The sequence below is a fragment of the Bacillus sp. NPDC094077 genome (assembly GCF_050279465.1).
Classification (GTDB): domain Bacteria; phylum Bacillota; class Bacilli; order Bacillales; family Bacillaceae_G; genus Bacillus_A.
In genome coordinates, this window is record NZ_JBNNUF010000001.1 from 684,593 (window position 1) to 708,863 (window position 24,271).

At 35.8% G+C, this 24,271-nt stretch carries 21 protein-coding genes; 2 read left to right on the plus strand and 19 right to left on the minus strand.

Features of this window, described 5'->3' with window-relative positions; genetic code table 11:
* Positions 1-4 precede the first annotated feature (4 nt).
* Positions 5-904: a phosphate butyryltransferase gene (gene yqiS, locus ACQKNR_RS03490; protein WP_427315391.1), complete on the minus strand. Its 900-nt coding sequence runs from the start codon at positions 902-904 to the stop codon at positions 5-7.
* Between the two features lie 196 nt (positions 905-1,100).
* Positions 1,101-3,173, minus strand: coding sequence for a sigma 54-interacting transcriptional regulator (locus ACQKNR_RS03495; RefSeq protein ID WP_427315392.1), 2,073 nt, complete (start codon positions 3,171-3,173; stop codon positions 1,101-1,103).
* 137 nt (positions 3,174-3,310) lie between these two features.
* Between ACQKNR_RS03495 and ACQKNR_RS03500 the strand changes: the two genes are divergently transcribed.
* Positions 3,311-3,544 (plus strand): DUF2627 domain-containing protein, encoded by a 234-nt coding sequence (locus ACQKNR_RS03500; protein ID WP_001190190.1) that lies wholly within the window; start codon positions 3,311-3,313, stop codon positions 3,542-3,544.
* A gap of 101 nt (positions 3,545-3,645) precedes the next feature.
* Here the strand turns inward: ACQKNR_RS03500 and ACQKNR_RS03505 are convergent, their stop codons facing one another.
* Positions 3,646-4,374, minus strand: coding sequence for a glycerophosphodiester phosphodiesterase (locus ACQKNR_RS03505; RefSeq protein WP_427315394.1), 729 nt, complete (start codon positions 4,372-4,374; stop codon positions 3,646-3,648).
* A 50-nt stretch (positions 4,375-4,424) separates the two neighbouring features.
* On the opposite strand from ACQKNR_RS03505, the gene ACQKNR_RS03510 reads away from it, so the two are divergent.
* A complete protein-coding gene (locus ACQKNR_RS03510) occupies positions 4,425-4,571 on the plus strand; it encodes a YycC family protein (RefSeq protein ID WP_042979757.1) in 147 nt (48 codons plus the stop codon).
* 235 nt (positions 4,572-4,806) lie between these two features.
* Here ACQKNR_RS03510 and ACQKNR_RS03515 read toward each other — a convergent pair whose 3' ends face one another.
* The 16 genes from ACQKNR_RS03515 to accC all read right to left on the minus strand — a co-directional run bounded on the left by ACQKNR_RS03515 (position 4,807) and on the right by accC (position 24,260).
* The gene (locus ACQKNR_RS03515; RefSeq protein ID WP_427315396.1) at positions 4,807-6,132 is read right to left on the minus strand and encodes a glycosyltransferase family 2 protein; all 1,326 of its coding nucleotides are present in this window, start codon (positions 6,130-6,132) and stop codon (positions 4,807-4,809) included.
* A gap of 243 nt (positions 6,133-6,375) precedes the next feature.
* Entirely contained in the window at positions 6,376-7,803 is a 1,428-nt protein-coding gene (locus tag ACQKNR_RS03520; RefSeq protein WP_427315398.1) for a hypothetical protein, read from the minus strand.
* 334 nt (positions 7,804-8,137) lie between these two features.
* Entirely contained in the window at positions 8,138-9,655 is a 1,518-nt protein-coding gene (locus tag ACQKNR_RS03525) for a hypothetical protein (protein ID WP_427315400.1), read from the minus strand.
* 587 nt (positions 9,656-10,242) lie between these two features.
* On the minus strand, positions 10,243-11,037 hold the full coding sequence (gene spo0A / locus ACQKNR_RS03530; RefSeq protein WP_003161566.1) for a sporulation transcription factor Spo0A: 795 nt from the start codon (positions 11,035-11,037) through the stop codon (positions 10,243-10,245).
* Positions 11,038-11,323: 286 nt separating this feature from the next.
* Positions 11,324-12,622, minus strand: a complete 1,299-nt coding sequence (spoIVB, locus tag ACQKNR_RS03535) for a SpoIVB peptidase (protein ID WP_427315402.1) — start codon at positions 12,620-12,622, stop codon at positions 11,324-11,326.
* Between the two features lie 118 nt (positions 12,623-12,740).
* Positions 12,741-14,480, minus strand: coding sequence for a DNA repair protein RecN (gene recN, locus ACQKNR_RS03540; RefSeq protein ID WP_427315404.1), 1,740 nt, complete (start codon positions 14,478-14,480; stop codon positions 12,741-12,743).
* A gap of 264 nt (positions 14,481-14,744) precedes the next feature.
* Positions 14,745-15,194, minus strand: coding sequence for an arginine repressor ArgR (gene argR / locus ACQKNR_RS03545; RefSeq protein WP_001032581.1), 450 nt, complete (start codon positions 15,192-15,194; stop codon positions 14,745-14,747).
* A 142-nt stretch (positions 15,195-15,336) separates the two neighbouring features.
* Positions 15,337-16,176, minus strand: coding sequence for a TlyA family RNA methyltransferase (locus ACQKNR_RS03550; RefSeq protein WP_427315406.1), 840 nt, complete (start codon positions 16,174-16,176; stop codon positions 15,337-15,339).
* Positions 16,177-16,179: 3 nt separating this feature from the next.
* Positions 16,180-18,072, minus strand: a complete 1,893-nt coding sequence (gene dxs, locus ACQKNR_RS03555) for a 1-deoxy-D-xylulose-5-phosphate synthase (protein WP_427315408.1) — start codon at positions 18,070-18,072, stop codon at positions 16,180-16,182.
* 301 nt (positions 18,073-18,373) lie between these two features.
* On the minus strand, positions 18,374-19,264 hold the full coding sequence (gene ispA / locus ACQKNR_RS03560; protein ID WP_427315410.1) for a (2E,6E)-farnesyl diphosphate synthase: 891 nt from the start codon (positions 19,262-19,264) through the stop codon (positions 18,374-18,376).
* Positions 19,264-19,494: an exodeoxyribonuclease VII small subunit gene (gene xseB, locus ACQKNR_RS03565; RefSeq protein ID WP_000428423.1), complete on the minus strand. Its 231-nt coding sequence runs from the start codon at positions 19,492-19,494 to the stop codon at positions 19,264-19,266. Before xseB ends, ispA begins: the two co-directional genes overlap by 1 nt.
* Positions 19,484-20,842 carry an exodeoxyribonuclease VII large subunit gene (xseA, locus tag ACQKNR_RS03570; protein ID WP_427315412.1) on the minus strand — a complete coding sequence of 453 codons (1,359 nt, stop codon included), beginning with the start codon at positions 20,840-20,842 and terminating at the stop codon, positions 19,484-19,486. The genes xseB and xseA overlap by 11 nt, the downstream gene beginning before the upstream one ends.
* A gap of 26 nt (positions 20,843-20,868) precedes the next feature.
* The gene (gene folD / locus ACQKNR_RS03575) at positions 20,869-21,729 is read right to left on the minus strand and encodes a bifunctional methylenetetrahydrofolate dehydrogenase/methenyltetrahydrofolate cyclohydrolase FolD (RefSeq protein WP_427315413.1); all 861 of its coding nucleotides are present in this window, start codon (positions 21,727-21,729) and stop codon (positions 20,869-20,871) included.
* Between the two features lie 23 nt (positions 21,730-21,752).
* A complete protein-coding gene (gene nusB / locus ACQKNR_RS03580; protein WP_000830247.1) occupies positions 21,753-22,145 on the minus strand; it encodes a N utilization substance protein NusB in 393 nt (130 codons plus the stop codon).
* Between the two features lie 347 nt (positions 22,146-22,492).
* Positions 22,493-22,885, minus strand: a complete 393-nt coding sequence (locus tag ACQKNR_RS03585) for an Asp23/Gls24 family envelope stress response protein (RefSeq protein WP_098341809.1) — start codon at positions 22,883-22,885, stop codon at positions 22,493-22,495.
* Positions 22,886-22,907: 22 nt separating this feature from the next.
* Complete coding sequence (gene accC, locus ACQKNR_RS03590) at positions 22,908-24,260, minus strand: acetyl-CoA carboxylase biotin carboxylase subunit (RefSeq protein ID WP_427315416.1); 1,353 nt, start codon at positions 24,258-24,260, stop codon at positions 22,908-22,910.
* Positions 24,261-24,271 lie beyond the last annotated feature (11 nt).

Consider the following 24,271-nt stretch of genomic DNA (forward strand, 5'->3'; position numbering starts at 1 on the left):
TGGTTTATTTTGAAGCAGTCGCAACTGCCAATGCTAACGAATATACTTTTGTTTCTGCTGAATCAGCACGAGATGTTAAAACAATCGGTACTTTTGCGCCAGCAATCATTGCTCCTACTTTTGCATCCGCAAAGTATACGAGTGATTTATATAGCACATTTCCAGCTTCAATCGTTGGGACGAGTAAAATGTCTGCCTTACCTGCTACATCACTTACTATGCCTTTATGCTCTGCTGCAATTTGTGATACTGCATTATCTAAAGCAAGTGGTCCATCAACGATACAATTTTTGATTTGTCCGCGGCGATTCATTTGTGTTAACATCGCTGCATCAATTGTCGCCTGCATCGCTGGATTCACAACCTCTACTGCTGCAATTGGCGCTACCTTTGGCAACTCGTTTCCTATTGCCCGGGCAACTTCTACAGTATTTTGTATAATAGCAGCTTTTTGTGTTACATCAGGTGCAATGTTCATCGCTGCATCTGTAACAAAAATAAGACGATCGTAATTTGGAACTTCAAACGCTGCAACGTGTGAAAGTACGCTGCCTTTACGAAGCCCCCACTCTTTATTTAATACAGCTTTCAAAATATTTGCTGTAGGGATGTTTCCCTTCATAAGCACATCTGCTTCACCGTTTCTCACAGCTTTAACAGAAAGTTCTGCAGCCTCAGCACTTGACTGTGCTGCAATCACTTCAATATGTTCTGAAGTTTGTAACCCATGTTCTTGTAGCATCCCCATTATTTTTTCTTGATTCCCATATAGACGAAATTGAGCTAGCTGTAATTTAATTGCTTTCGCTACAGCTTCAATTACTTCATGATCTTCAGCTACTGCTACAGCTACATTTTTTTTAGGCTGTCCCGCTGCTTGATCAATTAAGTGTTCTAACTTCATATTTTGTAATCAACCCTTTCCGTCGTCCCTCGTCTATTTATAAAGCAAATACCGTGCCAACTTTTCAAAGTGGTCTTACCAATAATGAAAACGCATTCAAAATGCAGTAAAATCAATACTTTGGAAAAACAACAAAAGATTCTGTCTTATTTTGTCACTTCTTGTATACCATGCAATAAATTGCACGGTACGCAATTTATTGCATGCTATTTTTTGCACAGTCATACTTTTCTAGCTTGTAATATAAGTTTCGAACTGAAATTCCTAACGCTTTTGCAGTTTGTGTTTTATTTCCATCAAATCTCTCCAAATATTCATGAATAATATTCCCTTCAAACTCTGTCACTAAATGTTCAAGGGGCTTTTCTTCTAATTCAAGTAATAAGTTATTTTGTTTTAAATCTGTCTGCTCTTCTTTATGTAAGGATGGTAGGTGCTGCACATCAATGTACATCTCGTTATAATTCATAAAGATAATAGCTCGACCTAAAATATTTTCAAGTTCCCTTACATTCCCTGGCCACTCATATGATTGTAGATAGGAAATGGCCGCATCGGTAAGTCCCTCAACATTCCGACCATAATCTTGGTTAATTTTTTGAATCAATCTGTCTGCAATTGCCGGTATATCGCCTTTACGCTGACGAAGAGATGGAATTTGGATTGGAATTTTATTTAATCGATAATATAAATCCTCCCTAAACTTCCCTTCTAGAATTGCCTTTTCCAAATTCACATGTGTCGCTGCAATTACCCGAACATTAATAGGTATTGCTTTCGTTCCACCAACTTTTACAATTTCTTTTTCTTGCAATACGCGAAGGAGTTTCGCTTGTGTATTCGCAGACAGTTCTCCTATTTCATCTAAAAATATACTGCCGTTATTCGCTTCCTCAAAGAACCCTCGTTTCCCGCCTCTTTTCGCTCCAGAAAATGCACCTTCCTCATAACCGAATAATTCACTTTCTAACAACGTCTCGGAAATAGCCGCACAATTTACACGAACGAACTTATTATATTTTCGATTACTTCCATTATGGATGGCATGCGCAAACAATTCTTTACCAGTCCCAGATTCTCCGCGTAATAATACTGTTGCCGGTGTATTTGCTCCAAGTTTCGCCTGTTCAATTGCTGCCGTTGTTTCATCTGAATTTCCAACAATATCATCAAATGAATATTTCGCCTCTAATGTTCGTATAATTTGCCTCGCTCTATTCAATTCATTTGTTAACTTTTGAATTTCTGATACGTCACGAATGACCCCGACGCTCCCTTTCAATATCCCATCTACAATAACTGGCGCTACGTTTACAATTACATCACGCTTTTTTTGCCCGATCTTCATATGTATTCCGCGTACCGCCCTACGCGTTCGAAGTACTTTCATATGCATACTTTCACCTTCTACAATATCAGTTGTAGCGGGCTTCCCAATAATATCCTCTTCTGTCAAACCTGTTAATTTCGTATACGCAGGGTTAATGACCAATCCTCTTCCCTTTTCATCTACGACCGAAATTGCTTCTTCAGATGAGTTGATAATTGCCTCTAGTAACGTTTGAATTTCTTTTAAGTCTGTAACTTCTTCCGCTAAATCTACAACTTCTGTAATATCTTTAAAAATCGCAAACGCTCCTTGCACCTCTCCTCCCTCTTTTAATATTGGAATACGTGTTGTTATAATTTTCTTTTCATTCTCTAACGTCAGTTCATGATTTATTTCTATTTGTTTCGTACGTATAATGCGAAGCAACTTACTAGTCGGAATAACTTCTAAAATATATTTCCCTATCGCATCTTCTTTTTTATATCCGATAATACGCTCTGCACTTTTATTAAAAAGGCGGACTTGTCCCTCTTTATCAATTACAATCATACCGTCATGTGTAGAATTTAAAATTAATTCTCCTTGCTGCGTCTGTTCCTCTAACTGTCCGATCAAACCTTCCTTCTCATGCGCTAATCTAGTAACAATTTTCGCAATATCACCTGGAATAAGAAGAGTATCTTTATGCTTTTTCTCTAGCAAAACTTTATGTAAATCATCGTCACCTGTCATATCAAACATTACATCGATATGCATAGAAAGAAACGGAGTTACACTCTCTCCAATCGTGATCCCATATTCCTTAGCAATTTGCAATCCTTTCGCTATCGGATTTATATCAATAATCCCTATAATTTGAAATATATTCGAACTTTGTAACAAATTCAGCAGTGTGCTTCCACCTTCACCTGCACCCACAATTAATACTTTTTGTTTCATATAGTACACTTCCTCTCGAAGTATCTCTGCAAAATTTTTCACACCCTTATCTTACTCGTTCAGCACCCTCTTGACAAACCCCCTTTTCATATAACATCATTGAAATATACGAAATAATCTGAAAAGAGGCGTTATGTATGCAGCGTTATCTCGCTCTATTATTAGCACTCATCCCTATTTCATTAGCTGTGCTCGGCATTAAGTTAATGAGAGATACTGTATTCGGGATTTTGTTTCCTCCAATCTCTATACTATGGTTACAATTTTTAATCGGCGCTCTCTGCTTCGCACTCGGGTTTTACATCTTTGGTGGCTTCGTCTTACACCGAGACCGTAAACGAAATAAAGTACAAGCTCGCTTTAGAAGATAAAGTGAACCTTTAATCAGAGGGGGTTTTGTCCATTTCCAACTGATGATTAGCCCACAGCAAACAACAGGATAAATAAAAAAATGAGACCTTTATATTAGGTCTCATTTTTTTATCGGCAATAAAGTCCTTGCCGTTTCAGGATAATCGGTAATAATCGCTGATACATTCATATCAAAATATTTACGCATAAGTGTTTCTTCATTTATTGTATAAGGGCGAACCTCTACACCACTTTCCATCGTTAGTTCGGCAATGGAATCTTGAAGATAACGATAATTAGGATGTACTGCTGTAGCACCCATTTTTTTCGCATATGCCCACGGGCTATGCAACCCTTCGCGATATAAAATTGCTGTTTGAATATCAGGAGCCATCATATGGCATCGCTTCATACTATAATGATTAAAAGAAGAGAAAATAATTCTGTCCTCTAAACTACACTTACGTACAAGTGTTATCACTTCTTCCTCTAAGCCCCTATATGGAATTTTATTATTTTTCAATTCAATATTAAGTAGCAATTGCGTTTTTTCGATCCATTCTAGCACCTCTTCTAAAAGAGGTATTTTGCAAAAACCTACTTTATCACCGAATTTATAACTCGCATCTAACTTACATAAATCCTCATATAAATAATTTCGAACCGCACCTTTTCCATTTGTTGTCCGGTTCACTGTTTCATCATGAATGACGACAACCTTTCCATCTTTCGTTAATTGAACATCGAGTTCAATTCCATCCGCTCTAAAAGACTCAGCCGCTTCAAATGAAATCATTGTATTTTCTGGGTATGTTCCCGCTGCACCACGATGTGCAAATATAAGAGTCATCCTCACTCCCCCAATCTTATGCTATACTATACGAAAAAGGAGGTACTTCTATGAGACCATTACAAATTTCTCCAGACACTGCAATTCGCTTATCAAAAGCGTTAGGTGTCCCGCTCGAACAGCTCATGCATATGCCACAACACATTTTAATTCAAAAGCTAGTTGAATTAGAAAAACAAAATAAAGACGAAGAATAATATGGTCCTGTTTTGCAGGGCTTTTTAATTTATCCTTACTACATATATTATCACAAGTAAATCTTCTATACAGTGAAACTTCCACCAGATAAGTTATCTTGTCTTAATCTCCTACTGATCCCCCAACAAATCGATCTTTTACGAACATTTTTTGAACAAAAAAAACGAAAGAGCGTTGCCTTATGGCATCGCTCTTTCGTTTTCATTTCTCTATTGAAAATACATTAAATCTTTATCATTTATCCGCTTTATGATTTATCGTTGTCTTATTATGCTCTGTTTTCACCCATGTATGTTGTTGCTTCCATTTAATTAGACCAACAATTTGAGCATAAATAAACGTATATGCGTAATAAAAGATAGAAAAACTCATTTGGATAAGTTTATACTTTCTATTTGTATCTACCTTAACTGCATAATACATACAAACAACAAATTGATACACAAATAATATTAAAGAAAGAATACTCGCGCCTAAAATCATCGCAACTAAGCGTTTCCCTATATCAGGGATATCTTGATATGATTGCGTCGCAACAACATATCCTCCAGCAATTAAAATACCTATCAAGGTTATTGTCATTTGAACTGCACGTGTCATACCAAATAGATAAAACAACTGGTCAATAATTCTTATTTTCCCTTTTTCAGTAAACAGTTTTTTTACCATAGGTTTAAAATTTGTAAATGCAACATACCAATGCCCTTGTGACCAACGCGTACGTTGTTTAATACTAATTTTAAAGTTATCTGGCTTTTCATCGTATACTCGAACAAAGTGATTCCATAATACTCTTCCATTATCTTTAACAATTTCCATCTCTAATTCTAAATCCTCTGTTAACGAATCAAAACGGAAACCACCATGTTTCATTAAGTACTCCATTTTAACAATGAACCCTGTTCCACCAATAGCATTCGGTAATCCAAGACGATATTTTGCCAGCTGGAAGAAACGATTTGTTAAGTAATAGCTCATAGCATAACCAAGCGATAAATTAGTCGCTGAGTTTTTTGAATCTAAATAAATTTGAATCGCTTCTGGCTTATCTTTAGCAATGTACTGTGAATTTAACTCTTGTAAAACATTCGAATCGACATGATTATCAGCATCTAAAATCATTAAACAATCGTATTTTTCAGTCAGTTTATCGAATCCTAAATAACGTAACGCATATTGCAAACCTGCTGGTTTCCCTACCCCTTCACGAGAAAATAGCTGTTCACTTGTATTAACATATTTCATTCCCTTTTCTTCACAAATAGCACCTGTTCTATCAGTACTATTATCATTTACAACATAGATATCGTATAGATCATCTCGGTATTGAATTTTTCTCAAATTATCAATAGTTGAACCAATTACTTTCTCTTCATTATGTGCTGCAACTAATATTAGAAACCTTGTCTTATCTTCAATTATTTCATAATCGCGTTTTGCTTTACCAAACCCAAAAAAGGAAATAATTACATAGTATACCGTATTAATATTAACATATACTGTAATGATGAAAAACAATGCTAATAATACGGTAACTACTTTTCCAGTCAAAAATTCCATGTCCATCCTCCTAAAATCCTTTCAATATACAACATTATAGACTCTTAAACAATAATAATCTAGTGCATTTCGTATTTCAAAAAGTTTTTCTTAAATAACGACGAAGATTAGTATCGTAAACAAACATAAATTAAAGTGGAATTTTAGTCAGCGTTTTAACTCTATCTCCACTGACTATTATCCACTATTGATTATAGCTTTTATTGTAATCTATTTTTCTGTAAAGAAGAGCCTCTTAACATTCTATTTTTTCATTGTTAATCTACCTTTTGCTAACCACCAAATCCCACTTACTAACATTACATCTAAGCAAACTGTAAATAAAAATAAATGTTTAGCGAAATCCCCTTCTCCACTTCCAACAAATGGGACCACATAAGAAACCATACCAATTATAGCTACCGCAGTAAATATGTCAGGAATAAGCCGCTCACTATGAGTCTTAGCTCTTCTGTATTCTAGCAAAATTCCTAGTCCATATAAAATGTATAAAAGAACAATCCATATAAATCCATTTGGATGATAGTTCTCTTTCACATGGCTCCATAAAGAAAATGTCTCTACTTGAGTAGCGGGAACTGGATTGTCTTTTTTTTCATAATTACCAAGAAAAGCAACTCCATCAACGGACGGACGGATGGTCCAAGCATATTCAGCCGTTGCCTCTAGTTTACTCCAAAATCTTTGCGGATGCGTTAAATAAAATTTGGCGATATCAGGGAATTTTATTTTATTATATAATTCTTTATGCAACCTTGGGTCTTCCTGTGGTATCGCTGCATTAGACCAAAAATGAGTTCCTGCATTTACAGCAAGTTCCGGATCTACTCCAAGATCACGTAAATCTTGTTCTGGGTTTGGAGAATCTTTAAGAACTCCATAAAATACGGTTTGGTATATATTAATTTTATCGATCCAGGCAGGTGAACTTTTATAACAAATGAAAGATAAAATTAATAGTAATGCCGTCATTGATACAATTACACTTCTCCACACTTTATCCTTGCGTATAAACCATAGTCTAATAGTAAGTAATGCCGCTATAAATCCTGCTGGTGTATACTGCGTTTTAGAACAAGCCAGCATTATTGCTGATATATAAAACAAAATAACTAACCAAACAGACGAATGTTTCTGACGCGCAAGTTGAATTCCTAATGCAATTGTTAAAAATAGAAACACATACGTTACAGCTTCACCATACATAGAATTAAAATATAATAAGTATCCAATATCTGCAAAAACAACGATTGTTAACGTTACAAGAAAACCATTCACGATTTTATTATTCGTTTTATTCAGTTTGACAATTAGATATAGTGCTAGAAGAAAAATCATAATATATTCGACCGCTAGAACTCGTATGTCAAACCAAGGTCCTGGTAATAATTTTCCAATCCATAAAGCTGGCACCATGAGAATCAACTGTGAAGAAACATAATCACCATCAGCTGGATTCACATAAGCATATAAATGATGGATAAATGAAAAATATCTATCTACCCTCGCTTCATTTGGATCTGGATAAGCTAATCCAAGTTGAACCATAATCCGTTCAAAATCGCCATTATCAGCAAGACCAACAATCGGCTTAATAAATAATAAACCAATTATTATTATCGCTGACACAACAACCGCAATAAATTCCCATTTTAACCATTTTTTCTGCATTTTCTATCTCCTTTATATGCATGCCATTACGTCATCATTTTTTTGCCAGACAAACATGCAACTAACATTATCCTTCCAGCTCTTTCTAACTGAAAATTATAACCTCTTTTGTTGTATTTTCACAATAATCTGGAGATAATAAAAGTCAACATGTTCATAGTAAACATACCTCTCTAATCACCAGAGGATTCACAATATGAAAGCCAACAAAATTTTACATCATCTACCTTAAACTGTCAATTCCATATCTAGAACATCAGAATAGCAATTTACTCGCTACAATTCTATACATTAAAACCCCATCTTATTAAAAGATAGGGCTCTAACAACTAATTTAAGCTATTTTTTTATTATTGAAAATCGTAAACAATTTATACAATCCTAAAGAAGCTGGAATATTCATAAATGCAAACGCCTCATAAGTGTAATGGGGTGCCGTTTCCCATAGTAACAAGAAAGTAAGTACTCCTAGTGTACTAACCATTGAGATCCGTATAACCTCTGATTCAGCTTCATCTGTCTGCTTGTAAAGAATAACAGCAGCTAAAACAGCTAGATAAATAAATAACTTAAAAATATACGAATATATATTAACAACTTTATACTTCGTTTCTTTATAGTTCGATACAAAATTTGTGACCGTTTCATTCTTCTGCTGGAACCACTCCCCAACACGATACATTGAAAATTGACTCGATACCCATTCTCTAGTTATTTTTTCATTTAAATGTTTCATATAACCAACTACACCAAATTCATTTAAACGCTGTACTATAATCTCTTTATTATGTTCATCCATTTCTTTTGTACTTGAGAAATCATCAATATAATTTACATCAGACTGATTCCAAACCCCATATGTTTCTTTATTCATCCCCATCTTAATCCAATGCGAATAAGGAATTTTTTCAACTTCATTATCAGTATTAAGATTTAGCTTTGTTGTTATGCCTTTAAAACTTACAATAAGAAGTGCACAAAAAACAACACTACTTAAAACTCTCATTGAATATCCTTTACGGTATTTAAAAATATTTTCAAGTAAGATCGCTAACGCAACCGCCAACGCTGTCGGTCTTACAATATAAGTACAAGCCGCAAAAAAACCTAGTAAAATCCACATAATAATTTTTTTTCTTCTTGTATTCGCTGATTTTAAACATAAATATGTATACAATGTTGCTGAAATAAAAAATATCACTAACGTATGTGTATAAAAAACTGGAGCCTGCCAATATACAAAAATGTTCAGCACAGATAACACAATCGAAATATGCGCAACTTTAAAATTCGTAATTTTCTTTACGATTAATACATTCAAAATAATACTACCAGTAATGAATACAATCGGTAATACTTTCATTGATAAATCTACACTTCCTAGCAGTTTCGCAAAATATCCTCCTAATAATACAATGTGCGTATTATATGGATAATACAGAAGTTGACCCATCTCTAAAAATTTACTATCCCCTTTAAATACGGAAACAATTCCATCTTTAAGGACAGCATAATCTCCTACAATAGGAGTAATTGCTATAGAAGTAATAATTATTTCTACTATCAATATACTCATTACACCTAAAAAAACCATTAAGTTCGCAAACGATCTGTTCATTTTATTAATGACCCATTTATAATACATAAAAAACAATACGAACAAAATAAGGGTTGCCACAATAACAAAACATACTTTGGTTATTGAGTAATACTCGGTTGGATAAGGAAACTCTCCTACCATCCAAATTGTTTTCGGAATAAAAAATTTAATTATTATCATTGAAAACACTGGCAAAAATACCACCATACCAATTATAATGTACAATCTTTCTATCATATTCTTTATAGACATTCTCACAATCTCCTATTTCTCTGTTATTCCTTAAACCATGATACGGTATCGATATTAAAATGTCAAATTTTCCCTAACTCTCTAAATACAGTTTATTTTATGTTCACTTATCTTTACAACACTAGCCTGATTATCTGCAATTTTTATCCCGCATTAACGGGCAGTAAGACTCCCACCTCAAATTTCGGCTGAAGCAAAGAAGTTAGGTGGGAGATGAACTGCCCGTAAACGCCCGATTGGTTCAACTAATAATCAGTGGGGATGAACGAAGCCCCCACTGATTAAAGTTTCACTTTATATGTTCTACCTTTTCTCTTCGTTGGTATCTCTCCCCTTTTGGCAATTGGTTATTTTAAAATGTCGAACCTTTATCTCGAAAAATTTCGAGGTAATTTCAAATTACCTCAGGATTTAAATACCATTCCGTTTCCGATACCTTCATGAAATCACTCCTTTTCACAAATAAAAAATACCCAACGAATAAAAATCATTCATTGGGTATGTATCAAAATATTTATTGGATTAAAATCATGTTTATTGGCTTTTACCAATTACAAGATGAGCGTTACATCTTTGTCGTCACTGACTTACGAAGCCTTATGTTCAAGTCTCAGCTTATCCGCAACCATTGCGATAAACTCAGAATTCGTAGGTTTTGCTTTTGACATAGATACTGTATAACCAAATAAAGACGAAATAGAATCAATATTCCCACGGCTCCAAGCTACTTCAATTGCATGACGGATTGCACGCTCGACGCGGCTTGCTGTTGTATTATATTTCTTTGCGATATCTGGATACAACACTTTCGTAATAGATCCTAACAATTCGATATCATTATACACCATAGAGATTGCTTCTCTTAAATACATATATCCTTTAATATGAGCAGGTACACCAATTTCATGAATAATACTTGTAATACTTGCATCTAAGTTTTTCGGTTTTCCATCTACTGTTGTTGCTGATCGGAAAGATGGTAGTGGACGTTTAATGGTAGCGTTCGCCTTGCCACTCACTTGACGAATATGGCTCGTTAAATTTTCCATATCAAATGGTTTTAATATGAAATATGAAGCGCCTAAGTCAACTGCTTTTTTCGTCACATCTTCTTGTCCAAATGCTGTTAACATAATTACGCTAGGTTGTCTTAACCTTTCAATATGTCGCATTTTCTCTAATACAGCTAAACCATCTAAATGTGGCATAATAATGTCTAAAACGAGTACATCCGGCTGTTTATCTTTTAATAAGTTTAAACATTCTTGACCATTATAAGCAGTTCCGATTACTTCCATATCATCTTGAGCAGCAACATAACTCTCTAGCATTGATACTAATTCTTTATTATCATCCACAAGACATACTTTAATTTTCTCCACAGCTTTTCCTCCCTTACCGAATCGATTCTCCGACATGTGTATCCTTCTAGGCTACATGAATTGTTCGACAATTGTGTGAAAATTCCCTTTTAAAGTTTGTTACTTTCCGATAAAATCACAAAAAAATATGTTTATCGTTCATTTATTTCCTTTCGCAACACATTCCATCATAGAATTACAACGAAACGTTCAACCCTTTGCTTATATTTTACAACAAAAAACACCTCTTGCGGAGCTTTTACAAAATTTCAACGAATTTTTCAAAAGAAAAACGAGCTAATATATATTAGCTCGCTTTTTTTTCTTGATCGTAAATATTAATTCCAGCCTCATGTAACATCCATTCAATATGAACACCGTATCCTGATGTTGGATCATTTACAAATACATGTGTAACGGCACCGATTACTTTTCCGTTTTGTACAATCGGACTTCCGCTCATTCCTTGTACGATACCACCTGTTTTCGCTAATAAACGCTTATCAGTTACTTTTATTACCATACCTTTTGTAGCTGGAAACTTTTGCGGAACTGTACTAACAACTTCAATATCAAATGCCTCTACTTTATCTTGATCAATCACTGTTAATATTTTTGCAGGTCCCTCTTTTACTTGATGAGATAATGCGATAGGCATTGCTTTATCCATTATGCCGTTTGTCATATTTGTATTTAATTTTCCAAAAATACCATACGGACTATTTATTGTAATATTGCCAATCACTTCACGATCTGGTGAGAACCTTGCTAATTTCTCCCCTGGATTCCCATGACTACCTCTTTCAATTGATGTAACTGTCGAACGCATAATTTGTCCATCTTCGACTTGAATCGGCTTTTTTGTATCATTATCAGAAATGACATGACCAAGTGCTCCGTATTTCATAGAATCCGGATGAACAAATGTCATTGTTCCGATTCCAGCTGCCGAATCACGAATATATAAGCCAATTCGATAAGACGATTCCCCTCTGTCTTTTTGTGGTGTTAACTTCGTGCGGATATATTTCCCATCTCTTAATAAAACAAGATTAAGCGGTTCACCTGTTTCTCCACTACTATGAATAAATGGTGCTACATCGCTCATCCTTTCAATTGTTTTACCATTAATTTCAGTAATCATATCCCCAATTTGCACACCAGCTGTTTCACCTGGAGATATTTTACCCTTTTCAGTTTGAATTAAATGATGGCCTACAACAAGTACACCTTTTGTGTTCAATTTTACACCAATCGATTGTCCACCTGGAATTACTTTAAAATCTTTTAATACTTTCACATTTACTTTTTTCACTGGAAAACCAGCGAGTTGAAACACCATATCAGCTTCACCATTTTGGTGAGAATTTACCATAAGCTCTCGTTCTTGTCCAGTTGAACTTACTGTAAATACATTACGATTCGTAGATGAAGCTTCAAAAACTGGTAATGACGCTATTTCTGACTGTTGTCCTTCAAATACAACAAGTTGCTTCGGGGATGAAATAAACGTTCGAATCGGTTTAAAACATCCAATAAAAACTAAAGAAACAAGGAGACAAAGACCTATTAATTTTCGAAATCTTTCTAATTTCAATTTGTTCACTCTCCTCGCTCCTACCCCACATTCAGCCTTTTGGCTTCACTTTTTAATCTCTCCTTGCGGTGCTTTATTTATAACCGGAAGAATTAAGAAATCATCATTTGAGAAAAAAAGCTATCCATTACTGGATAGCCTCTGCTGTCTGTTTAAAATGATGTGCTTGCGTAAGTAGCTCTTTCGCATGTTCTGTCGTTAAATCTGTAATTTCCACACCCGAAATCATTCGAGCAATTTCCGTTACTTTATCATCCGTACTTAACACAGTAACAGATGTTATTGTCCGATCATTCGCCACTTGTTTTCGAATAAATAAATGTGAGTCCGCCATTGAAGCTACTTGAGGTAAGTGCGTAATACAAAGTACTTGCGAGTTTACTGATACACGATAAATTTTTTCAGCAATAGCCTGTGCAACCCGACCACTCACACCCGTATCTACTTCATCAAAAATAACAGAGGCAACACCTTGATGTTTAGAAAAAATGCTTTTTAAAGCTAAGATAATACGAGATAGCTCTCCGCCAGAAGCGACCTTTGAAAGTGGCTTTAACGGTTCACCTGGGTTTGTTGAAATATAAAACTCCACATGATCGTAGCCATCTGCCGTAAGTTTCACCGGTATCCCTTCCACAAGAGGTTCTTCTGCACTTCCTGCCCTCTTCATGATTCTCACTTCAAATTTTGTTTTTTCCATATATAGTTCTTTTAATTCCTGATGGATCGCGCTTGTAAGACGATCTGCAAGCTCATAGCGCATATTACTTAGCAACATTGCTTCTTTTAAAATTACACCTTCTAATTCCCTTAATTGTTTCTTCGTCGTTTCAATATGCACATCTTTATTTTCAATTGTAAAAATTTCTTGTTCAATTTTATCAGCATACGCTAAAATCTCTTCTACAGTATTTCCATACTTTCTCTTTAACATACGGATTTCATTTAAACGTGTTTCAATTTCATCTAGACGATTTGGATCATATTCCATCATATCAAGCTTTTCTCTAAGTTGATACGCAACTTCTTCTAATAAGTAATAGCTATTCGCAATTGAATCATGACTCTCTTGATACGCTTCATCTAAGTGCGTAATACTCTCCATTTGTCCCATTGCGTTTCTTACATGATCTAGACCTTGTCCATCAGCACTTAATGAACGATATGCATCACCTAACGCTTTATAAATCTTTTCAAAATTAGAGATTTTTAATCGTTCCTCAGTTAATTCATGTTCTTCGTCCATCTTTAAATCCGCCTTACGGATTTCTTCATGTTGGAATTGAATTAAATCTAAGCGATGGGCCATTTGCTGTTCATTCTCACTTAAAGATTTCAGTTGTTTTTTTAATTTCTCATAGTCAGCGTATACATTTTGATATATATCTAATTGTTTAACAATACGATCTCCATCAAAGTGATCCAGCATAAACAGATGACGTTCTTCATTCATTAAATCTTGTGTTTCATGCTGTCCATGAATATCAACAAGCGTTTTCCCAATCTCTTTTAATATGCTAAGCGTAACAAGTTTCCCATTAACACGACATACACTCTTCCCGTTTGCAGCGATATCCCGCTTCAAAATAATCATGCCGTCTTCTATTTCTATATCTAACTCCTCTGCCTTTTCAATACATGGATGCTTATCATCTTCTACATAAAATAGACCCTCTATCTCAGCTTTTTCTGTTCCGTATCGTACAAATTCTGCTGAACCACGGCCACCAACAAGCAAACTTATCGCATCAATAATAATCGATTTTCCGGCGCCTGTTTCACCACTTAAAACCGTTAATCCTTTTTGAAAAGAAATATTTAATGCCTCAATAATAGCAAAGTTTCTAATCGATAATTCCGATAACAATGCCCCATTCACCTCGTTATAAACTAATCCCCTATTAAGGGCTTTTCTCAGTTCTTCATTCAAATAGTCATACTATATGTTTGTATGTATATACTCTTCTAACCCGCTCCATTGTACCAAACATTTGTTTTACGGGTCAATCCACCTATTTTCTAACTTTATTCAAACAAAATATTATATTGCAATTAAAAATTCATATTTTTAACCAATAAAAATATCCTGTTTACTTTCCACTCTACAGAGGAAAGCAAACAAGATTTTTTGTTACAACATATTTAAGAAACGATCAGAGACAACACCTGTATCCTCAGGTGTACGGCAAATAATTAAGCAAGTATCATCACCACAGATGGTTCCGATGATCTCATCCCACTCTAAATGATCAATAAGTGCTCCAAGTGAATGAGCGTTACCAGGCAATGTTTTTAGCACAAGCATATGTCCTGCCGTGTCTAATTTCACAAATGAATCCACTAGATTTCGTTTTAATTTTTGTAACGGGTTAAATCGTTGATCTGCTGGCAAGCTATATTTATAGCGACCATCATGTAATGGCACCTTCACTAAGTGCAGTTCTTTAATATCGCGCGATACTGTCGCTTGCGTTACATTAAATCCCTCATTACGTAAAATATCAACTAATTCATCTTGTGTTTCAATTTCTTTGTTCGCAATAATTTCCCTGATTTTAATATGGCGCTGACCTTTATTCATACATTTGCACCTCACACTATCTCTTACCATAGTTTAAACATTGGTATACTTCACTTATTTATGTTAACTTATAATTCGTTACTTGTACACAATTGTTTTTACAATCATTATACAATTAAAACAAAAAGAGGAACAACATATGTTATTCCCCTTTTCCTTTTTGTTTTAACACTTCATGCGCTTCTGTAACAACTTGCTCAATAGAAATTGGAGAATGATTTTTGCCATTCTCACGTTCCCCATGCCATTTTAAATGAATTAAAAATTCAATATTACCATCTCCACCCGTAATCGGTGAGAAAGTTAAACCTTCCACATCATAGCCTTCTTTTAAAGCAAATTCGACAATCATTTCTACGACAGCTTCATGTACTTTTCTATCACGAACGATGCCTTTTTTCCCAACTTGCTCTCTTCCAGCTTCAAACTGCGGTTTAATTAACGCTGCTACATCTCCATTTTGCATAAGCATTGTTTTTAAAACTGGCAGTATAAGTTTTAATGATATAAATGAAACATCGATACTAGCAAATTGCGGTAAACCACGCTCTAAATCTGCTGGTGTTACGTAACGGAAATTTGTGCGTTCCATTACGACAACACGCTCATCTTGACGCAATTTCCAAGCAAGTTGATTATATCCTACATCTAATGCATAAGATAACTTCGCTCCATTTTGAAGTGCACAATCTGTAAATCCACCAGTTGATGAACCAATATCTATCATAACTTTATCTTGTAAATCAAGATGAAATGTCTCTAATGCCTTTTCAAGTTTATAACCACCACGGCTTACATACGGCATAACTTGTCCCTTCACCGTAATCTCTGTATCTTGTGGGATTTTCTCTCCTGGCTTATCAAGTCTCATCTCATTCGCATATACGAGTCCAGCCATAATAGCGCGTTTTGCTTTCTCGCGTGTTTCTATAAGTCCTCGCTCTACTAATAGTACATCTACTCTTTCTTTTTTTACACTCATTTGTTACGCCCTTTTTTGTTTTGATGGAATCATTGTATGAATACGGTCTACAACAGCATCTGTTGTTAAACCGATTTCTTCCAATAATTTTGTTACACTACCGTGCTCTATGAAACGATCTGGAATACCCATTCGTTCAATTAATGCACTATGGTATCCGTTCTCAGATGAAAATTCAACTACTCCCGTTCCAAAACCACCGATTAAACAAGCTTCTTCAATCGTTAAAATCGGTATATTTTTTCCTAAGAGATCATGTAAATATGCTTCGTCCATTGGTTTAATAAAGCGAGCGTTCACTACTTTCACTGAAACTCCAGCCTTTTCAAGACGCTCAGCCGCTTCCATTGCCATTGGAATTGTCGTACCAAATGTTAAAATAGCTGCTTGTGTACCTTCTTTTAACGTTTCCCATGAGCCAATTGGAATTGCCTTTAATTCTTCATCCATATGAACGCCAAGTCCATTACCGCGTGCATAACGTAAAGCGATGGGTCCATCTTCGTATTGCATCGCCGTATATACTAAATGTTGCCCTTCATTTTCATCTTTCGGCATCATTAGTACAATATTCGGTAAGTGACGTAAAAACGAGATGTCAAATACACCTTGATGTGTTTCACCGTCTGCTCCTACTAATCCAGAGCGATCTATTCCAATGAAAACATTTAAATTTTGACGGCATATATCATGAACAACCTGATCATATGCTCTTTGTAAAAATGTTGAATAAATTGCTAAGAATGGCTTCATCCCTTGCGTTGCCATACCTGCTGCCATTGTTGTAGCATGCTGTTCTGCAATACCTACATCGATCATACGATCTGGGAATTCTTTTTGGAATTTCTCAAGTTTCGACCCAACAGGCATTGCAGGAGTAATTGCAACGATACGCTCATCCTCTCTCGCTAGCTTAAGTACAGTTTCACTAACAACAGCACTCCACGCTGGTGCAACTTCCTTCGGTTTAACGAAGTCACCCGACTCAATTTTATACGGTCCTGTTCCATGCCAAGTTCCAATAACGTCACTCTCAGCTGGTTTATAACCTTTTCCTTTTTTCGTAATAACATGAACAAGTACTGGGCCTTTTGTTTTCTTTGCATATTGCAACGTTTCAAATAACTTCTCATAGTCATGCCCATCGACTGGACCTAAATATGTAAAGCCTAACTCTTCGAAAAAGACGCCTGATACTAGTAGATATTTAAGACTATCTTTTATTTTCTCTGCTGTCGCAGCCACTTTCCCACCAACTGCTGGGATTTTCTTTAATATATACTCTAGTTCATCTTTTACCCAGTGGTATTTTCCTGCAGTACGTAAGCGACCAAGTACATTATGAAGCGCACCAACGTTTGGTGCAATTGACATTTCATTATCATTTAAAATAACAATCATGTCTGTTTTTTCATGTCCAATATGGTTTAATGCCTCTAAAGCCATTCCGCCTGTTAAAGCACCATCTCCAATGATTGGTATAACATATTCTTTCGTTTTCTTTAAATCACGTGCTAAAGCCATTCCCATTGCAGCAGATAGTGATGTCGAGCTATGACCAGTTTCCCATACATCGTGCTCACTCTCGCAACGTTTTGGGAAACCACATAGGCCTTGATATTGCCTTAATGTACCGAATTCTTTCGCACGCCCTGTTAAAATTTTATGTACATAGGATTGATGTCCTACGTCCCATAAAAATTTATCTTTCGGACTATCAAATACTTTATGCAGAGCAATTGTGAGTTCTACTACACCTAAATTAGGTGCAATATGTCCACCTGTTTGAGAGAGCTCTTCAATTAAAAACTTACGAATATCCTCACTCAATCCCTCTAGTTCACTGATAGACATATCTTTCAAAAAACTAGGGTTTTGAATTTGCGTTAGATCCACATGGATCACTCACTTTCATTTCATAATCTGTCAACATGTCAAATATTATAAGACACATTTACACAACACAAGACATTCTCTTTTCTATCTTTTATCTTGTCCTGCTATTAACCAGTCTATTGTGCCTTATTCTTATTATAAACCATATTTCTTTAGGCGATGAAAAAAATAGCCGCTAACACGAAGTGATAACGGCAATGTAATCCACATATATTTTTGCCAATAACAAGAAAAGAAAAACCTTTTCCTACATTTATATCATAAAATGATGAACGACTCAACAAATGAAAACGCTGTTATATTAGTTATTACGCTTTGCAATTAAATCGCAAATAGATAGTAAATATTCATCTTGTAATTGCAGAGAGCTAATAGCATCTTTTGCTTTTGCAATTGTTTCTTCTAAAATATCTTTTGCCCTATCTACAGTGAATAACGTCGTATATGTGCTCTTTTCGTTAGAAACATCACTACCAATCGGTTTTCCAATCTCTTCTTCGGTTCCTTCTACATCTAAAATATCATCTCGAATTTGGAAAGCTAGACCGATATTTTTTGCAAACACAAGTAACTTTTCTTCTTGCTCTTCTGTGGCATCAGAAAGTATCGCACCTGCGAGTACAGCAAACTCAAGAAGTTTCCCCGTCTTATGCTTATGGATGTACTCCAATTCGTCAATTGTAAGCCGCTTCCCTTCAGCTTCCATATCTGCCACTTGTCCGCCAACCATTCCTTCTGGTCCTGCTGCTTTTGCAAGCTCAAGTACAAGTCTTACTTTTTTTTCAGCAGAGATTTCTTTTTGCTCATATGCCATAATCACTTGAAAAGCATATGTCAATAAACCATCTCCTGCTAAAACTGCCATCGCTTCACCAAATACTTTATGATTTGTGGGCTTTCCTCTTCTTAAATCATCATCATCCATACAAGGTAAATCATCATGAATTAACGAGTATGTATGGATCATTTCAAGAGCACAAGCTGCACCTAATCCAAGATTTCTTTCTTTCCCAAACGCTTGTAATGTTGCAAATAAAAGTAACGGGCGGAGACGTTTTCCACCCGCTTCCAAAGAATATGCCATTGCTTCACGAAGTACATTTGGACTTTGTAATTCATTTGCATAGCTTACAAGTTTCTCTTCTACGAAAGTTTTACTTTCTTTCAAAAAAGTATCAAAAGCGATCGTCACTATGCTTCATCTCCTAAAGCAGTAAACGGTTCAAGCTCTCCATCTTCCCCAAGGATAACTGCCATTTGTTCTTGTACATTCTTCAACTTCTCATCACAAAGCTTAGATAATTCCATACCTTCTTTAAAATAAGAGATTGCTTCTTCTAAAGGTACGTCACCTTGCTCTAGCTTAGAGACGAGATGCTCAAGTTGCGAAATTGCCTCTTCAAAGCTTAATTTATTTTCCATTATTCAATTCACGCTCCTCTATGCCTGATACGCTACAATCTAATATTCCATCTTGTAATTGAACTGAAACAGCATCTCCAAGGCTGACATCTTTCACACTTTTTAACACTTGCTTCTCTTCATCATATACAAGCCCGTACCCTCTCATCATTACTTTAAGCGGACTTAACGCTTCAAGTTTTTGAGCAGCTCTTACAAAGGCAAATTCTTTCGTTTGAAGTAACGTTTGCATTTCACGTTGCAATTGCTTTTGTAACGTTTCAATCGCTACCTTCGTTTGTATAATTTTTTGAGACGGGTGGTGCTTCTCTAAATAAAATGAAAGCTGTTTTAACTGATTCACTTTTTTATCAATATAGCGCTCTTTCGCTAAAACAAGCTGTTCTAATGCTCTATCTAATTGTTCTTCCTTTTGTTCATATACTTGCCTTGGGTAACGGAACGCATAAGATTTTTGCAATACTTGTAGTTTTTCTTCTTTTTTATGTACCAACTCTCTCATTGCCCTTTGCAATCTCAGAGTTCTTTGCAATACCTTTTCTTGTAATTCTATAATGTTCGGTGCCGCCAGCTCAGCTGCTGCAGTCGGTGTCGGCGCACGTAAATCGGCAACAAAATCGGCGATTGTAAAATCCGTTTCATGGCCTACTGCCGAAATAATAGGGATTTGACTCTTAAAGATTGCTCTTGCAACCATTTCCTCATTGAAAGCCCATAATTCCTCAATAGAACCTCCACCACGTCCAACGATTAGTACATCTATATCTTCCATTTCATTCGCTGTACGAATTGCTTGTACAATCGAGGGAGCTGCTGACTCCCCCTGTACAAGTACTGGAAATACAATAATATTTCCAATTGGATAACGGCGTTTAATCGTTGTTATAATATCACGAATCGCTGCTCCTGTTGGCGACGTAATCACACCTATTGTTTTCGCATAAGGAGGGATTGTTTTTTTATAAACTTGAGAAAACAATCCTTCTTCCTCTAAACGAACTTTTAACTGTTCGTAAGCTAAATGCAAGTTTCCGATTCCGTCAGGCTGCATGTCTTGAATATAAATTTGATAAGAACCACTTGCCTCGTAAACGGAGATTTTCCCTTTCACAAGTACCTTCATCCCATTTTCAGGTCTGAATTTAATATTACGATTATGACCCGCAAACATAACCGCTGCGATTCTCGCATTTTCATCTTTCAATGTAAAATACATATGGCCACGGCTATGACTTTTAAAATTGGAAATTTCACCTTTTAACCAAACAGACTGTAAATGCGGGTCATATTCTATTTTTGTTTTTATATAGCGTGTTAATGCTGTAACGGTTAAATATTGTTTCTCCATTTCTCTCTCCTCATAGCCGACTCAAATTATTTACAAACGACGCCTGCACGCTTGGCAGATTCAACAGTATTATGAAGAAGCATTGTAATCGTCATTGGACCAACACCTTTTGGCACAGGTGTAATGTAACCTGCAACATCTAACACGTTGTCAAAGTCAACATCACCACAAAGCTTGCCTGTTTCTAAACGGTTCACGCCAACGTCAATTACAACCGCTCCTTCTTTAATATAATCAGCTGTTACCATTTTAGGTCGTCCAACAGCTACGATTAAAATATCAGCTAACTTCGATAACTCTTTAATATTTTGCGTCTTAGAATGACAATATGTGACAGTTGCATTTTCATTTAAGAACAATTGCCCCACTGGTTTGCCAACAATATTACTTCTTCCAATTACTACAACATGTTTTCCCGAAATATCAAGATTCGTTTCTTTTACTAATTCTACAATACCATGCGGTGTACATGGAAGGAATGTATCTTGCCCCGTCATCATACGTCCCACGCTGATTGGGTGAAATCCATCTACATCCTTTTCTGGTGAAATTCTTTCAATGATAGCTTTTTCTTCAATATGTTTTGGTAAAGGTAATTGTACTAATATGCCATTAATGCGGTCATCGTCATTTAAGCGATCTATTTCAGCAAGCAAACGGTCCTCAGTAATTGTTTCAGGAAGTTCAATTAGCTCTGAATAAATCCCTACTTGTTCACAGCCTTTTTCTTTTCCTTTTACGTAAGAACGAGATGCTGGATCTTCTCCAACTAAAATAACTGCTAATCCTGGTACAATCCCTTGCTCTTTCAACTTCACAACTTCGTCTTTTAATTGTGCTCGTTTTTTCTCCGCAACTTCATTTCCTTTGATGATTACTGCTACCATTTTAAGATTCCCCCTTAAAGAAATTACAGTGTATCTTTTATATTAGATAAAACGCCGTTAATAAAACGACGAGATTCCTCATCCCCAAATGTTTTAGCAATTTCAATTGCCTCGTTAATTGTTACATTGTGTGGAATTTCTTCCATGTATTTCATTTCATACACAGCTACACGTAAAATACTGCGATCAACAATACTAATACGCTCAAGCTTCCACTTTTTTAAATTTTGACGAATTGCTTCATCAATTGCTTCTTTATTTTCTACAAAACCTACAACAAGTGATTCTAGAAACTCATTTGTTTCTTCACCTTCATCAAGCGTGTTTTCCACCGCTACTTTCGGCTCTAATTCACCTGTAATATCCATTTGATATAATGCTTGCATAGCTCTTTCTCTAGCCGTCCTACGTTTCATTGTAACTCTCCTTTATGCTTCAAGTCTTTCCTTATGCTTTGTTATATTATTATAATTTATAAGCCGTCAATTCACTTACTCTTGCAGTTTTCATTGATTTTCCAACCTTATAATACAATGATAATAACACAATTTATCGTTTCATACACGGGTTACAAGGCTGAAAAATAATAAAAAGATTAACTTCAAGTTCCATATCTTATCACAATGTACGTTTTTTGGAAAAACGAAACATTTCCTTTTTTATTTCTCATTTTTTGAAATAGTATAATAATTAGAGGCTTTTAATTTGTGAAGAAATGAAACGATAAAAAAGATGCCTATGTTACTAGGCACCTTTTTCATTCTTACACTGGTTCGATTTCTGTTTTTTGTGTTTCGAATGTTACGCCAACGATGTGAACATTCACTTCTTTTGGCTCAAGTCCTGTCATTGTAAAGAGTGCTTGGCGAATATTGTCTTGAATCTTTTGTGCAACAACTGGAATTGCTACGCCAAAATACATTACAACATAAAGGTCAACGATAATATCTTCGCTTGCTAGTTCAACCTTTACACCTTTACCATGATTTTTCTTACCCAACTTCTCAACAACATCTGTAGCAAAATTACCACGCATTGCCGCTACACCTTCTACCTCAGCAGCTGCAATACCTGCAATTACTTCAATTACTTCTGGTGCAATTTCTACTTTACCAAGAGTTGTATCTTGACCCATATCTAACATATGTTCAGCCATGAAAAAAACCTCCTTTAATGTATCACTGCGTCACAAGTTCATGCTCTTCCAAAAATTTCGTATTAAACTCACCTTTTACAAAATCAGGATGATCTAACAATTGCAAATGGAACGGGATTGTTGTATGTACGCCTTCAATGACAAATTCACTAAGCGCTCGCTTCATTTTTGCAATTGCCTCGTCACGTGTTTTTCCGTGAACAATTAATTTAGCAACCATCGAATCATAGAAAGGTGGGATTGAATATCCCGGATATACAGCTGAATCGACGCGAATACCAAATCCGCCTGGTGGTAAGTACATTTCTACTTTACCTGGAGATGGCATGAATTTTTTGGCAGGGTTTTCCGCATTAATTCGACATTCAATTGCCCAACCATTAAATTGTACTTCTTCTTGCTGTAACGATAACTTTTCTCCAGAAGCAACAAGAATTTGTTCTTTAATTAAGTCCATCCCTGTTACCATTTCAGTAACTGGATGCTCAACCTGAATTCTCGTATTCATCTCCATGAAATAAAAGCTTTTCGTTTTATATTCATAAATAAACTCAACCGTACCAGCACCTGTATAATCAACCGCTACCGCCGCTTTAACTGCCGCTTCACCCATCTGCTTGCGAATATTTTCATCAAGTGCAGGTGATGGACTTTCTTCTAATAGTTTTTGCAAACGGCGCTGAATTGTACAATCACGCTCTCCTAAATGAATGGCATTTCCGTGTGTATCTGCCATTATTTGAATCTCAACATGGCGGAAATCTTCAACGTACTTTTCTAAGTATACACCAGGGTTCCCAAAAGCGGTACTAGCTTCTTGCTGTGTAATTTGAATTCCTTTTACAAGCTCTTCTTCATGACGTGCAACACGAATACCTTTTCCGCCGCCACCTGCAGTCGCTTTAATAATAACTGGATATCCAATTTGATTAGCAAGTTCGATCGCTTCTTCGGTATTTTTAATAATCCCTTGTGAACCTGGTACAATCGGAACCCCTGCTTCTTTCATTGTATCACGAGCAACGTCTTTTGTGCCCATCTTTGAAATAGCTTCTGGACTTGGACCGATAAAAATTAAGTTACATTCACGGCATAACTCTGCAAAATCTGCATTCTCTGCTAAAAATCCGTATCCCGGATGAATAGCATCGCAACCCGTTAACTTCGCAACGCTAATAATGTTCGTCAAATTTAAATAGCTTTCTTTCGAAATCGTTGGTCCTACACAATACGCCTCATCTGCAATCTGTACGTGAAGTGACTCTTTATCTGCTTCTGAATAAATTGCAACTGTTTCAATATCCATTTCTTTACAAGCACGAATAATTCGTACAGCAATTTCCCCACGATTGGCTATTAATACTTTTTTTATCATCACAAAGACTC